The organism is Streptomyces sp. NPDC002734, assembly GCF_040295685.1.
GTDB lineage: Bacteria > Actinomycetota > Actinomycetes > Streptomycetales > Streptomycetaceae > Streptomyces.
This window is the reverse complement of record NZ_JBEOVU010000024.1, coordinates 80,326-93,725: the sequence shown is the minus strand read 5'-3', so window position 1 is coordinate 93,725 and position 13,400 is coordinate 80,326. Positions and strand designations below refer to the sequence as shown.

The 13,400-nt window shown below is 72.9% G+C and carries 9 protein-coding genes and 1 pseudogene; 2 read left to right on the top strand and 8 right to left on the bottom strand.

All coding sequences use genetic code 11. The features are described from left to right. Nucleotides 1–229: 229 nt before the first annotated feature. Nucleotides 230–1,792: a sodium:solute symporter family protein gene (locus tag ABT026_RS21555; RefSeq protein WP_351116454.1), complete on the top strand. Its 1,563-nt coding sequence runs from the start codon at nucleotides 230–232 to the stop codon at nucleotides 1,790–1,792. 266 nt (nucleotides 1,793–2,058) lie between these two features. On the opposite strand, the pseudogene ABT026_RS21550 reads toward ABT026_RS21555, so the two are convergent. Further along, nucleotides 2,059–3,582, bottom strand: a pseudogene (locus ABT026_RS21550) (aldehyde dehydrogenase (NADP(+))); the annotation flags it as partial. A 143-nt stretch (nucleotides 3,583–3,725) separates the two neighbouring features. Here ABT026_RS21550 and ABT026_RS21545 point away from each other — a divergent pair. Further along, nucleotides 3,726–4,496 carry an IclR family transcriptional regulator gene (locus tag ABT026_RS21545; protein WP_351116452.1) on the top strand — a complete coding sequence of 257 codons (771 nt, stop codon included), beginning with the start codon at nucleotides 3,726–3,728 and terminating at the stop codon, nucleotides 4,494–4,496. Between the two features lie 198 nt (nucleotides 4,497–4,694). On the opposite strand, the gene ABT026_RS21540 is transcribed toward ABT026_RS21545, so the two are convergent. From ABT026_RS21540 to ABT026_RS21510, 7 genes are all read right to left on the bottom strand, one after another. Then, the gene (locus ABT026_RS21540) at nucleotides 4,695–6,071 is read right to left on the bottom strand and encodes a pectate lyase family protein (protein WP_502968024.1); all 1,377 of its coding nucleotides are present in this window, start codon (nucleotides 6,069–6,071) and stop codon (nucleotides 4,695–4,697) included. A 187-nt stretch (nucleotides 6,072–6,258) separates the two neighbouring features. After that, nucleotides 6,259–7,593 (bottom strand): ABC transporter substrate-binding protein, encoded by a 1,335-nt coding sequence (locus ABT026_RS21535; protein ID WP_351116449.1) that lies wholly within the window; start codon nucleotides 7,591–7,593, stop codon nucleotides 6,259–6,261. Between the two features lie 143 nt (nucleotides 7,594–7,736). Further along, nucleotides 7,737–9,329, bottom strand: coding sequence for a glycoside hydrolase family 43 protein (locus tag ABT026_RS21530; protein WP_351116447.1), 1,593 nt, complete (start codon nucleotides 9,327–9,329; stop codon nucleotides 7,737–7,739). After that, a complete protein-coding gene (locus ABT026_RS21525) occupies nucleotides 9,326–10,198 on the bottom strand; it encodes a DUF6807 domain-containing protein (RefSeq protein ID WP_351116445.1) in 873 nt (290 codons plus the stop codon). The genes ABT026_RS21530 and ABT026_RS21525 overlap by 4 nt, the downstream gene beginning before the upstream one ends. Further along, nucleotides 10,195–11,382 (bottom strand): Gfo/Idh/MocA family protein, encoded by a 1,188-nt coding sequence (locus tag ABT026_RS21520; RefSeq protein WP_351116444.1) that lies wholly within the window; start codon nucleotides 11,380–11,382, stop codon nucleotides 10,195–10,197. The genes ABT026_RS21525 and ABT026_RS21520 overlap by 4 nt, the downstream gene beginning before the upstream one ends. A gap of 102 nt (nucleotides 11,383–11,484) precedes the next feature. Then, nucleotides 11,485–12,396: a carbohydrate ABC transporter permease gene (locus tag ABT026_RS21515; protein WP_351116442.1), complete on the bottom strand. Its 912-nt coding sequence runs from the start codon at nucleotides 12,394–12,396 to the stop codon at nucleotides 11,485–11,487. Next, nucleotides 12,393–13,358, bottom strand: coding sequence for a carbohydrate ABC transporter permease (locus ABT026_RS21510; protein ID WP_351116441.1), 966 nt, complete (start codon nucleotides 13,356–13,358; stop codon nucleotides 12,393–12,395). Before ABT026_RS21510 ends, ABT026_RS21515 begins: the two co-directional genes overlap by 4 nt. Between the last annotated feature and the right edge of the window lie 42 nt (nucleotides 13,359–13,400).

Genomic DNA, 13,400 nt, shown 5'->3' with positions numbered 1-13,400 from the left:
CCATGGGACTACCCGTACCGGGTCCGCGTCAACGGTGCGACCCGGCACGCGGGCGCGGGCGCCGGTGGCGCGTTCAGGCTGCTGAACGCGGCGCTCGACGCCACGCCGTCAGGACTCGCGGAAAGTCGCGCTGCGCTTCGTATTGACGCTCCATCACGACGCTCCTACGGTGACGTCACCCATTCAAGAGCATGTCCCCCATTCATGTCCATGAACGCGAGGAGCCGAGATGGCCGCACTGGACTGGGTCGTACTGGGCGCGTACTTCTTCGTGATGGTCGGCATCGGCCTGTGGTCGAGGAAACGCATCCACACGATCGCCGACTTCTTCACGGCCCGTGGCCGCATACCGTGGTGGCTCTCCGGGATCTCGCACCACATGTCCGGCTACAGCGCGATCATGTTCGTCACCTTCGCGGCGGTCGCGTACGACTACGGCGTCACCGTCTACTTCTGGTGGCCGCTCACCATCGGCGTGGGCATCGGCATCGGCGCCTTCGTCTTCGCCGCGCGCTGGAACCGGCTGCGCGCCAAGCACGGCGTCAACTCGCCTCTGGCCTACCTCGCCGTCCGCTACAACCTCCCCACCCAGCAGGTCCTCGCGTACAGCGGCGCCGCCCTGAAGGTGGTGGACATCGCCGCCAAGTGGGTCGCCATCGCCGTGCTGCTGCAGGGGTTCGCGGACATCCCGCTGGGCTGGGGCATCACGCTGACCGGCGTCTGCACCATGTTCTACATGGCCTTCGGCGGACTGTGGGCCGACGTCCTCACCGACTTCGGGCAGTTCGTCATCCAGGCGGTGGCCGGCTTCGCGATGCTCTTCGCGCTCTTCGCGCACCTGGACGGTGTCGCCACCCTCTGGACGATGTGGGGCGACCTGCCGAAGGGGCACGGCGATCCGGTCGCCGGGCCGGTCACCTCCGGGCTGATCATGGCGTTCCTGCTGGTCAAGACCTTCGAGTACAACGGCGGCATGTGGAACCTGGCGCAGCGCTACATGGCGGCGCCGTCGGGCTCCCGGGCCAGGCGGTCGGCGCTGCTCTCCAGCGCGCTGTGGATCGTGTGGCCGTTCATCCTCTTCGTGCCGATGATCGCGGCCCCGCTGGTGGTGCCCGGCATCGAGAACGGCGAGCAGTCCTACATCATGCTCGCCCAGGCGCTGCTGCCGACCGGCGTGATCGGACTGCTGCTCGCCGGGTTCTTCTCGCACACGATGGCCATGGTGGCCTCCGACTCCAACGTCATCACGGCCGTGATCACCCGTGACCTCGCGCCGGTGCTGGTGCCGCGGGTGCGGCGCTTCACCCAGGCGGGGCAGCTGACGTTCGCCCGGATCACCACGGTCGCGTTCGTGACGGTCAGTATGACCTTCGCGCTGTTCGCCGACCCGAAGGGCTTCATCATGACGGTGGTGGTGAGCATCGTCGCCGCCACGATGGGGCCGATCTCCATCCCGCTGATGCTCGGTCTGCTTCCGTGGTTCCGGCGGCATGGACCGGTCGCCGCGATCACCTCCTGGGCGGGCGGCCTGTCGGTGTGGGCCTTCCTGTACTGGGGCGTGGAGGACGCCACGCAGACCATGAACGTCGGTCTGCCGGTGCTCACCTCGCTGACCCTGTACGTGGTCGTCGGGTTCGTCCGTCCGCAGGGCAGCGCGGCGCGCGACGCGCTGATCGACTCCCTGAACAGCGACCCGACCGAGGCCGAACGCCTGGCCCTGGAGGCGAAGTTCGAGGGCGAGCCGCCCGCGTCCGACGGCGAGGCGGTCGCCGACACGGTCGTCACCCGCTGACCCGTTCCTCCGCGCCGCCGCTCCATCCACCCGCGCCGTCGGCCGTCCCTTCACGGGGGCGGCCGGCGGCGCGCCGCGTCCGGGGTACCGCCGCCGCGGTCCCGTCGCAGGACGGCCGACGGCCCGGCTCCGTACGGGAGCCGGGCCGCGGGTGGTGGTCACAGGAAGGGCGGGGGCAGCCGTCAGGCCCCCGAGGCGCCGTCGGCGGTCGCGTCACGGCCGGGGTCGGCGTCGGCGCGGGGCACGGGGTGCGAACTGCCCGTCTCGGGGCGGCCGTTCACCCGGCGCGGCAGGCCCAGCGGGTTGTCGTCGTGGAGTTCCGGGGGAAGCAGCGCCTGCGGCGTGGACTGGTAGGTGACCGGTCGCAGCCAGCGCTCGATCGCCGTGCCGCCGACCGAGGAGGAGGTGGAGGTGGTGGCCGGGTAGGGGCCGCCGTGCTGCTGGGCGGGGGCGACGGCGACGCCGGTGGGCCAGCCGTCGACCAGGACGCGGCCGGCCAGCGGTGTGAGCAGCGCGAGCAGGGCGGCGCCCCGGCCGTCCGCGCCGGCCGCCTCGTCGGCGCCGAGATGGAGGGTCGCGGTGAGGTTCCCGGGCAGGGCACGCAGGACGGTGATCGCCTCGTCCTCGCTCCCGTAGCGGGCGACGACGGTGACCGGGCCGAAGCACTCCTCCAGAAGGGCCTCGTGGGTGTTCCCCGAGGCCAGCCGGCTCGCCGGGACGGTCAGGAAGCCCGCCGCGACGCCGTGGTCGCCGTCCGGGCCGGGGGCCACCGGCGCCTCGACGTCGGGGAGCGCGGCCCGCTCGGCGGCCCCGGCGAGGAACGCCTCGCGCATCCGGTGGTCGAGCATCACGCCGCCCCGGGCGCCGGCGACCGCCTCGGTGAGCGCCTTGACCAGGCCGTCGCCCGCCGCTCCCTCGGGGATCAGTGCGAAGCCCGGCTTGGTGCAGAACTGGCCCGTGCCCAGGGTCATCGACGCGGCGAGCCCGGACCCGATCTCCTCACCCCGCTCGGCCGCTGCCGCCTCGGTGACCAGGACCGGGTTGAGGCTGCCGAGTTCGCCGTGGAAGGGGATGGGGGTTGGCCGGGCGGCCGCGGCGTCGTACAGCGCCCTGCCGCCGCGCACCGAGCCGGTGAAACCGGCGGCGGCGACCAGCGGGTGCCCGACGAGCGCGACGCCGGCGTCGAAGCCGTGGACGAGGACGACGACGTCCTCCGGCAGACCCTCCTGGGCGGCGGCCCGGCGCAGCAGCGAGGCGCACAGCTCGGAGGTGGCCGGGTGGTCCGGGTGGGCCTTGACGACGACGGGGCAGCCCGCGGCGAGGGCGCTCGCGGTGTCGCCGCCGGGCACCGAGAAGGCGAGCGGGAAGTTGCTCGCGCTGTAGACGGCGACGACGCCCAGCGGCACCTTCCAGCGCCGCAGGTCGGGCCACGGCGGGGTGCGGGTGGCGTCGGCGTGGTCGATGTGCACGTCGAGGAAGCCGCCCTCCTCGACGATGTCGGCGAAGGCGCGCAACTGTGCCGTCGTACGCGCCAGTTCGCCGGTGAGGCGGGGCGCGCCGAGGGCGGTCTCCGCGTCGGCCGTCGCAACCACCTCGTCCTGCGCCTCGTCCAGCAGGCGGGCGGCGGTGCGCAGCAGGGCGGCGCGCACCGGGCGTTCGGCCAGGGCCGCGCGGGCGCCGTGGGCGGCGCGTACGGCGCGGTCCACGTCCTCGGGCGCGGCCTCCTGGGCGACCTGCTCCCGGCGCTTCCCGGTTCGGGGATCGACGCTCCAGACTGGTGCTGCGGTCACGGTGGGGGTCCTCCGGTTCCTGCCGGTGTGCCGGTCCGCCGCGACGACCGGGGCCGACCGGTGTGCGTTCGCTATTCTGAACGACGTTCCTGTGTATGAATGTCAGGAACTCTATTTGCGGGCTTTCGAAGGGGTCAAGAGGCATGTCGACTGCCGAGACGGGTGGCGCACAGGTCAAGTCCGCGGTGCGGACCGTGGAGTTGCTGGAGTACTTCGCCCAGCTCCCCGGCATGCACAGCCTCGCGGCGGTGCAGGAGGCGGTCGGGTACCCGAAGTCCAGCCTGTACATGCTGCTGCGCACCCTGGTGGAGCTGGGCTGGGTGGAGACGGACGCGACCGGCACGCGCTACGGGATCGGGGTGCGGGCGCTGCTGGTCGGTACCTCGTACATCGACGGGGACGAGGTGGTGGCGGCGGCGCGGCCGACCCTGGACCGGCTCTCCGACGACACCACGGAGACCATCCACCTCGCCCGGCTCGACGGCACCAACGTGGTGTACCTGGCCACCCGTCAGTCCCAGCACTACCTGCGGCCCTTCACCCGGGTCGGCCGCCGCCTGCCGGCGCACTCCACCTCGCTCGGCAAGGCGCTGCTGGCCACCCGCACCGACGAGCAGGTGCGCGAGCTGCTGCCGCAGACGCTGCCCGCGCTGACCGAGCACACCATCACCGACCGGGAGCAGCTGATCGAGGAACTGCACCAGGTGCGCGAGCGGGGGTTCGCGGTGGACCGGGAGGAGAACACGCTGGGGCTGCGCTGCTTCGGTGTGGCGGTCCCCCAGCGCACCCCGGCCCGCGACGCGATCAGCTGCTCGGTGCCGGTGGCCCGGCTCACCGGCTCCCACGAGCAGTCGATCGTGGACGCCCTGTTCGACGCCCGCGACCGGCTCACCCTGGCCACCCGCCGGCTCTGAACTCCGACGCGCCCGGGGGCATTGCGCGGAGCCCTCCCTCCGGGGGCCTGACGCGAAGCACCCGGGCGCGTGGCGCGCAGCCCCCGGGTGGGCGGCGCGGAACCCCCCGGGGCGTGCTGCGTAGCCCACGGGGCCCCATGACCTCGGGCCGCCCGGGGACCGCGGGTGCACGGAGCCCACGCGGGATCAGGGGCGGCGTCAGAGTTCGTGCGGCTCGCACTCGTCGAGCTGCCCCGCCCCGGCCCACCGGGCGACGAACCCCGGCACGTCACCGGTCTCGTCGACCCGGGCGCGCAGTTCCGGGCTCCAGCCCGCGTCGCGCCGCAGGACGGCGTCCGGGTGCTCGGCGTTGTACCGCGCGATCAGGTCGACCTCCGCGCCGTTGACGAAGTTGTCCTCCGCCGTGATCGGCGCCTCGCTCCACTTGTGCAGGATCGCGCCGGCCGGGACGGACGCGGGGAGGGTGAAGTGGTTCTTCTCCGCGTGGATCGCCGACTCCTTGCCCACGCCGTAGGCGTAGCCGAAGACCGCCGGGTCCTTGACCAGGTGGTGGTTGTTGTAGACGTCGACCTGGCCGAACCGCACACGCGGGGTGCGCTCCCCGGTGTCCCGGAACAGGTTGTGGTGCAGGGTGACGCGCAGCTTCCCCTGGTCGGTGGCGGTCGCGCTGTCGCTGTTGCCGATCAGGATGGTCTTGCTGTGGTCCGCGAAGACGTTCCAGGAGACGGTGACCAGGTCGGCGCCGCGCACCACGTCGAGCTGGCCGTCGTGCTGCTGGAACTCCCGCCCGTAGTAGCGGGGTTGGGCGGCGTCGGGCCGGCGGCCGTCGGTGAAGGTGTTGTGGTCGGCCCACACGTGGGTGGAGCCGTACACCACCAGGCTGTCGTACTCGGAGTTCCAGTTGCCCTCGGCCCCGTCGGTGGGGTCCCACTGGGGGAAGCAGTCGAAGGTGTCCTCGAAGGTGAGGTTGCGGACGATCACGTTGTCCACGTCGCGCACCTGGACGTTGGCGCCCAGCAGCCTGGCGTGGTCGCCGACGCCCACGAGGGTGGTGTTCGACCCGAGGTTCAGCCGGATCTGCGCGGCCTGGCGCGCCGCGGAGGCCAGGCGCGCCTCCTCCTGCGGCCCCGAGGGGTCGGCCTTCCCCCAGGTGGCGGGGTCGTAGGCGGCGAGGTAGCCCTCCAGGGAGTAACCGTCCGTCGCGTAGTCGGCGCAGCTCAGCGGCCTGCCCGAGGCGTCGCTGTTGGCGTCGAGCGTGCCCGCGACCCGGATGATCCTGGGGGTGGCGTCCCCGTTGCCGACGGCGGCCTTGAGTTCGGCCCAGGTGTCGACGGTGTACACGTGCGCGCGGCGGGCGGCGGCCCCGCCGGTGGTGCCGCCGTCGGCGGCAGCCCAGCCGTCGTGCTGCGGGAGGGCTTGGCGGGCGGGGTCGCCCGGCGCGGCGCCGGCGGTCCCCGCCGACGTCACGGCCAGGGTCAGCGCGGTGCAACCGACGACGGCCGCTCTGGCGAGGCGTGCGGGACGTGCTGGACGTGCTGGACGTGCTGGACGTGCTGGACGTGACTGACTGCGCATTGCGGCTCCTGAGGAGGGGAGTTGAGCGAGGTGTGGTGGTCCGTTCGGCCGGTGGGGGTGCGCCGGGTGGAGGCCCGGGCACCGGGCGCGGGGGTGGTGCCCGCGCCCGGGCGCGAGGGGCGGCGCCGGCGGTGGCAGGAGCGGTGGCGGGGCGGGGGTGAGGTCACGCCCCGCCGCCGCCGCGCTGTCACTGCTGCTGCTTCCACTCCGCCTGGGCGTCGTTGAGCAGGCCGGCGAGCTTGTCCGTGAACTCCTTCGCGCTGATCTCACCGAGCAGCAGCTTCTGGAAGTCCGGCTCGGTGTCGGCCTTGCTGATGTTGTTCCAGTCGGGCAGGTAGTACGGCAGCTGGACGACCTTGGTGCCGGGGTCGTTGAGGGACTCCATGGCCGCCTTGACCGGCTTCACCTCGTTGACCCAGGTGTCGCCGGACGCCTCGGTGTTGGCGGGGATGGAGCCGGCCTCCTGGTTCCAGAGGCTGTTCATCTCGTGGGACGCGGCGAACTCGATGAACTTCCAGGCGGCCGTCTTGTTCTTGCTGCTCTTGAACAGGCCGAGCCCGTCGACCGGGTTGGAGACGATGGTGCGCGGGCTGCCCTCGGCGGACGGGGGCAGCGGGATGCCCTCGACCTTGTCCTTGCCGAACGCCTTCACGTGGTCGCCGTAGGAGCCGAGGTTGTGCTGCAGCATGCCGATGTCGCCCTGGCCGAACTGGGCGACCATCTTGGCGAAGTCGTTGTTGAGGTCGGCCTCGGGCGTCGCCTTCTTGTAGAGGCCGATGTACTTCTCGAGCGCCTCGACGTTCTTCGGGTCGTTGACGGTGGTCTTGTCGCCGTTCCAGAAGGTGTCGATGCCGGACTGGGCGTACATCATGTCGAGCGCCTGGGCGACCGAGCCGGCGCCGCCGCGGATGGTGAAGCCGAACTTGTTCTTCTTCGCGTCGGTGAGCTTCTCGGCGGCCTCGTAGAACCGGTCCCAGCTGGTGGGCGGTTCGGCGCCGGCCGCCTCGAACAGGTCGGTGCGGTACCAGAGGGTGCCCTGGTTGGCGCTGGTCGGCACGGAGTACATCTCGTCGCCGCGTCCGCCGGCCGACCGGACGCTCTCGGCCATCTGCTCGGAGAGCTTGCCCTTCAGCGCGCTCCCCTGGAGCCGGTCGCCGACCGGCTCCAGGGCGTCCTGAGCGACCATGTTGGCCAGGTACGCGGTGCCGACGCCGCCGACGTCGGGCAGGCCACCGCCGGCGATGGCCGTGTCGTACTTCGACTGCACGTCGGTGATGGGAATCGGCACGTACTTGACGTCGATGTCCGGGTTCTTCTTCTCGAACTCGGCGATGATCTTCTCCCAGACGGGGGTGCGGACACCGCCGTTGTTGTCCCAGAAGGTGATCGTGCCCTTGCCGGAGCCCTCGTCGCCGCCGTCCGCGCTGCCGTCGTCGCCGCAGGCGGTGGCGGTCAGGGCGAACACCGCGGCCAGCGCCACGGCTGCGGTCGTTCTCCGGTTCCGGTGGTTCGTCGCTCGCATGGTCGGCTCTTCTCTCGTGGGAGGGGTTCCTCAGTGATGCGGTGATGCGGTGCGTGGTGCGATGCCCGGTGGTGGTGCTCGGCTCCGCCGGTCGGTGCGGATTCGTGCGGCCGGTGCCGGGTCGCGCCCCGGTACCGGTGGGGTCAGGCGGTGGTGCGGTAGCGGGTGAAGCTTCCGGTGCCCGCAGCGCCGGTCCCCACGTCGCCGGTGCCCGCCGCGTCGGTCCCCGGTGGCGCGGCGGCGAACAGGGCGAGCAGGGCCCCGGTCCAGCCCCAGGACGCGGCGGCGAACACCTGGCCCGAGGCCTGGAGTCCGGTGCCGTCGCCGGTGTCGGCGAGGAAGCGGCACCGGGCGCCCGGGGACACCTCGACGCGCAGCCGGGCCCTTCCACCGGGCGCGTCCCGGGCGCGCGCCGCGTCCCGCTCCCGGGAAGCGGTGTCCTCGGCGAACCGGTGGACGAGGCGGACCGTGCCGTCGGCGGCACGCTCCAGCCCGATCCAGGCGTAGGCGTCCCCGACGACCGCGAGGCCGGCCCGGGCGCCCGTCGCCACCCCATCGAGGCGGAGGTCCACCTCTGCGGTGAAGGTCTCCGCGGGCATCCGCTGGGTCAGCAGGTGGCCCAGCGAACGCAGGTCGTCGACCCGGCCGGTGCGGACGCAGGTCAGCCGCAGCCCGTCGCCGCCGTGCGGGGTCGTCCACCCCTCCCCGGGGTCGGCCGCCCACTGCCACTGGAGACCGAACCTGCCGCCCGCGAAGTCGTCGTCGGTGGCGGGCGCGGCCACCGGCTGCGGCGGCGCCTGCGGCTTGCGGTGGACGGCGACGGGCGTGCCGTCGTCGCCCAGCACCGGCCAGGGCAGCCCCTGTTCGTCGGTGGTCCAGCGCATCGGCTGGAGGTGGACGACCCTGCCGTGCGCGCCGCGGGACTGGAAGTGCAGGAACCAGTCCTCCCCCTGCGGGGTGCGCACCCAGCCGCCCTGGTGGGGGCCGTTGACGTCGGTGCCGCCCTGCTCCAGGACGACCTTCTCCTCGTACGGGCCGTGGAAGGACCGCGCGCGGAAGGCGCCCTGCCAGCCGGTCTCCACCGACCCGGCGGGGGCGAGGATCCAGAACCAGCCGTCGTGGCGGTAGAGCTTGGGGCCTTCCAGGGTGAACCAGCCGGGCAGCAGGTCGCCGTCGACGAGGAGCGCGCCCTCGTCGAGGAGGGTGAGTCCGTCGGGGCTCATCCGGTGGCCGGTGAGACGGTTCTTCACCCCGGCGCGGGTCCTGGCCCAGCCGTGCACCAGATAGGCCTCGCCGGTCTCCTCGTCCCACAGCGGGCAGGCGTCGATCAGCCCCTTGCCCGGCTTCATCAGGTGCGGGGTGGTCCAAGGGCCGTCGATCCGTGGCGCGTTGATCTGGAGGACGCCCTGGTCGGGGTCGCCCCAGAAGATCCAGAAGCGGCCCGCGTGGTGCCGCAGCGCCGGGGCCCACACGCCGCGGTCCGGGCGGGGCACGGCGAAGTCCTCGTGCGGCGTGAGCCTGTCGAGGGCGTGCCCGACGAGGGTCCAGTTGACCAGGTCGCGGGAGTGCAGCAGGGGCAGGCCGGGGGCGCGGCCGAAGCTGGAGGCGGTGAGGTGGTAGTCGTCGCCGACGCGGATCACGTCGGGGTCGGACCAGTCGGCGTTCAGGACCGGGTTGCGGTAGGTGCCGTCGCCGAGGTCGGCGGTCCACGGCCGGTTCGTGGAGGGGGCGTTCACGGCGTGACCGCCTCCTTCGCGCGCTTCGCGAGGTCGCCGGCCGCGTCCCGGTCGAGGCGGCCGTCGGCGACGACGACGGCCACCCGGCGTACGAGGGTCTGCCCGGCCCCGAGGGTGACCGGGTGCGACCAGGCGAGGGACGAGCCGACGCCCGGGTACTCGGCGGTCCGCACGAACCAGGGGTCACGGCGGGTGTCCTCGTCGGCGCCGGCGAGGACCAGGGTCCAGCCGTCTCCGGCGAGGGCGAGCCAGTCGGCGCTCCGGCCGTGGACGGCCTCCTCGCCGTCGGCGTCCGGGGTGAGGACGGCGGGGGCGCCGGCCTCCTTGGGGGCGCGCCAGAAGAAGCCCCCGTAGCCCGCGCCGGGGCGGCCGTTGGTGGCGGGGCTGCCGATGGTGACGGGCTCGCCCGCCGGGGTGAGCGCGAAGGTCAGGCCGAGCGCCCAGGCGCGGTCGGTGAGGGCGGTGGCCGTGACGCTGCGCCGCTCACGCAGCAGCGCGGCGCCGCCCGCCTCCCAGACGAGGTCCTCCTCGATGCGGCCGTCCTGCTTGCGGTGCCAGCCCGTGTGGCGCTGGACGCCGTGGTTGTCGAGCAGCACCGGGCCGCGGTCGCGGACGAAGGTGCGGCCGCCCCAGAAGCTGTGGCCGTCGACGTCGGGCACGGCCACGCCCGCGCCGAGGTGGTGGAGGTGGTCGGCGGGCAGTTCCTCGGTGACGACGACGCCGGCGAGGGTGGTCACCGGGTGGAGGTAGGGGCGGGGCGAGAGCCGCGGGTCCAGGTCGGGGCGGACGGCGTAGCGGGCGACCCTCCGCCCGGCGCAGCGCAGGTCGGCGAGGACCTCCACGGCGGAGGCGTCCCGGGGCACGGTCATGAGGTCCTCGTTCCGGCGGAGGCGGCCGGCGCCGCCCAGGGTTCGGCGCCGGTCTCGGAGAACAGGCGCAGGGTGTCGGCGCAGGCGGCGACCAGGCCGTCGACGCCGGGCACCACCCGCCGTGGCGCGGGGGTGTCGTGCGCGGTGCGCCAGGCGTGGGGCGGCAGCGGGCGGGGGTCGGGGGCGGTGCGGACCGCCTCCAGGACGCGCATGAAGGCGCCGGAGCGGGCGGGCGGGGCGAGCAGCTCCGTGCCGTCCGCGAGGTGGTCGAGGAGGTTCTCCAGCAGGTCGGTGCGGCCGTGGACGTGCTCCTCGGGACCGTGTCCGGCGCGCTGGAGGAGCACCCGGTCCTCCTTGTACCAGAAGGTGATCCGGCCGCTCTCGCCGTGGACGAGGACGTACGGTTCGCCGGCCCGCTCCGCGCACAGCGTCGCGGCGACGACGACGTCCGTCCCGTGCGTGGTGGTGACGCGGACGCAGGAGGTGTCGTCGGCCTCGATGTCGTTGGCGCGCAGCAGTTCCGTCTCGATGCCGGTGACGTCCTCGGCGCGTTCGGCGTCCGCGAGGGCGAGGGCGGTGGAGACTGCGTGGGCCAGCGGGTTGGTGAGCACGCCGTCGACGACGTCGACGGGGCCGAGACGGCGCCGGCCGGCCCAGGGGGCGCGGCCCCAGTAGGCGGTGTCGCGGACCCAGGCCCCGGCCGCGGAGATCCCCCTGACCCGGCCGATCGCGCCGGCGGAGATCAGCTCGCGGACGGCGGGCACGGCGTGCGAGCCGAGGGTCTGGAAGCCGATCTGGCAGACGGTGCCGGCCGCGCGCACCGCGTCCTGGACCCGCCGGTGGGCGGCCCAGGAGGCGGCGGGCGGCTTCTCCAGCAGGAGGTGCACCCCGCGCGCGGCGGCCGTGGTGGCGAGCTCGGCGTGCGTCTGCAGGGGGGTGCAGACGACGGCGACGCGGGCGCCGGTGGTCTCCAGGAGAGCGGCGAAGTCGGCCGACTGCTCGGGCCGGGAGGCGAAGCCGGCCAGCTCGGCGTCGGTGAGTGGGGTGAGGTCGCAGACTCCGGCCAGCCGTGCCCTTCCGGCGCCCTCCAGGCGGCGGATGTTGTCCAGGTGCCGGCGGCCGTGGCCGCGCGCGCCGGCGAGCACCAGGGGCAGCGGCGGCGGGGTCGGGTGCGGGGCGCTCATGGTGCGGGCCTCCTCGGGAGTACGCACGGACGGGGGGAAGAAGGAAGGTCGGGGAAGCGGAGCGGGCGGCTCAGTGGGCGACGAGGGGCGGGTGGCGGCGGGTCAGCCCTTGACGGCGCCCGCGCTGAAGCCTGTGATCAGCCACTTCTGGATGAAGGCGAAGACGATGACGACGGGGACGGCGGCGATCACTCCGCCGGCGGCGAGCGCTCCGAGGTCCACGCTGTCCGCGCCGATCAGGGTGTTGAGGCCGACCGGGATGGTCTGCTTGTCCTGCTCGCTGAGGAACATCAGGGCAAACAGGAAGTGGTTCCAGCTGTGCACGAAGGCGAAGGAGCCGACCGCGATCAGCCCCGGCCGCAGCAGCGGCAGGACGACGGCGCGGAAGGCCCGCAGTCGTGAGCAGCCGTCGACCCAGGCGGCCTCCTCCAGGGAGACCGGCACGTTCTTGATGAAGCCGCTGATCAGGATGATGGACAGCGGGAGCTGGAAGACCGTCTCGGCGATGATCACGCTCTCCAGCGAGTTGATCATCCGCAGGTTGCGGAAGATCTCGAAGAGCGGGACCAGCATGAGCGCGCCCGGGATGAACTGCGAGCACAGCAGTGCCAGCATGAAGGCGTTCTTCACCCGGAAGTCGAACCGGGCCAGCGCGTAGCCGCCGGACAGGGCGATCACGGTGGTGGTGACCAGGGTGGCCACGCCGACCAGCATGCTGTTCTGGAAGAAGACGCCGAAGCTGCGCTCGTTCCAGACCTTCTCGAAGTGCTCGAAGGTGATCGGCCAGGGCACCAGCGAGGTGGATCCGGCGGGCCGCAGCGCGAAGAGCAGCATCCAGTAGAACGGCACCAGGGTGAAGAGCAGGTAGAGCCCGAGCGGCAGGTAGATCTGCCAGCGCGGCGCCTCGTCGAAGGCGCGGTGGCGGCGCGTGCGGCGCGGGGTGTGCGGGATCGCGGGGGTGCCGGCCGGGGGTGCCGTGCGGCGGTCGCCCGTCTCGGCGAGTGCGGCGGTCACCGGGAGTCGCCTCCGAACTTGCTCAGACGCAGGTAGAGGATGGAGCAGAACAGGAGGATCACGAAGGCCACGGTGGTCAACGCGGAGGCGTACCCGAAGTCGTGGCCCTCGATGCCCGTGTTGGCGACGTACAGCGGGAGCGTGGTGGTGACGCCCGCGGGGCCGCCGCCGGTCAGGGTGTAGAGGAGGTCGACGTTGTTGAACTCCCACACGGCACGCAGCAGCGTGGAGAGGATGATGGCGTCCTTCAGGTGCGGCAGCGTGATGTGCACGAACTGCCGCAGCCGGCCGGCGCCGTCGACCGACGCCGCCTCATACAGGTCCTTGGGCACGGACTGCAGGTCGGCGAGGATGAGGATCGCGAAGAAGGGGACCCCGCGCCAGAGTTCGGTGACGACCACGGCCCAGAAGACGGTGTCGGTGTCGGACAGCACGGAGGTGCCGTAGGCGCCGATCCCGGCGTCCGCCAGGTAGCGGCTCACCCCGGTCGAGGGGTTGTAGAGCAGCATCCAGATGGTGGTGGTCAGCACCCCGGAGACGGCCCACGGGGAGAAGACCATGGCGCGGGCCAGGGCGCGTCCGACGAAGGTCTGGTTGACCAGCAGGGCCAGCGCCAGGCCGAGGACCAGCTGGAGCGAGACCTCGGTGACGACCCATTGGGCGCTGAACACCAGGGAGTCGCGGAAGAGCGGGTCGTCGGTGAGGATCCGGGTGAAGTTGTCGAAGCCGGCGAAGCCGTCGCGCCAGGGCTTGGTGACGTTGTAGTGCTGGAGGCTGTAGTAGAAGACGCTGAGCACCGGGTACGCGATGAAGCCCAGCATGAGCAGCCCGGCGGGGGCGATCAGCAGGTAGGGAAGGCGGCGCGGGGTGCTGGTGCCGTTCCCGCGTCGTCGTCCGGGCGCGCCCCGGGACGTCCTGCCCGGTGTCTTCGCCGCGGTGGCGGCGGGGGCTGCTGGGGCCATGACCTCTGTCTCCGTTTCGTTCACGGTGGTGCGTGTCGTACG

Excerpts from the sequence above, each read along its gene's own strand:
- ABT026_RS21540 (WP_502968024.1), bottom strand. The coding sequence starts at position 6,071 with ATGCGCAGTCAGTCACGTCCAGCACGTCCAGCACGTCCAGCACGTCCA.
- ABT026_RS21535 (WP_351116449.1), bottom strand. The coding sequence starts at position 7,593 with ATGCGAGCGACGAACCACCGGAACCGGAGAACGACCGCAGCCGTGGCG.
- ABT026_RS21545 (WP_351116452.1), top strand. The coding sequence starts at position 3,726 with ATGTCGACTGCCGAGACGGGTGGCGCACAGGTCAAGTCCGCGGTGCGG.
- ABT026_RS21525 (WP_351116445.1), bottom strand. The coding sequence starts at position 10,198 with ATGACCGTGCCCCGGGACGCCTCCGCCGTGGAGGTCCTCGCCGACCTG.
- ABT026_RS21520 (WP_351116444.1), bottom strand. The coding sequence starts at position 11,382 with ATGAGCGCCCCGCACCCGACCCCGCCGCCGCTGCCCCTGGTGCTCGCC.
- ABT026_RS21510 (WP_351116441.1), bottom strand. The coding sequence starts at position 13,358 with ATGGCCCCAGCAGCCCCCGCCGCCACCGCGGCGAAGACACCGGGCAGG.
- ABT026_RS21555 (WP_351116454.1), top strand. The coding sequence starts at position 230 with ATGGCCGCACTGGACTGGGTCGTACTGGGCGCGTACTTCTTCGTGATG.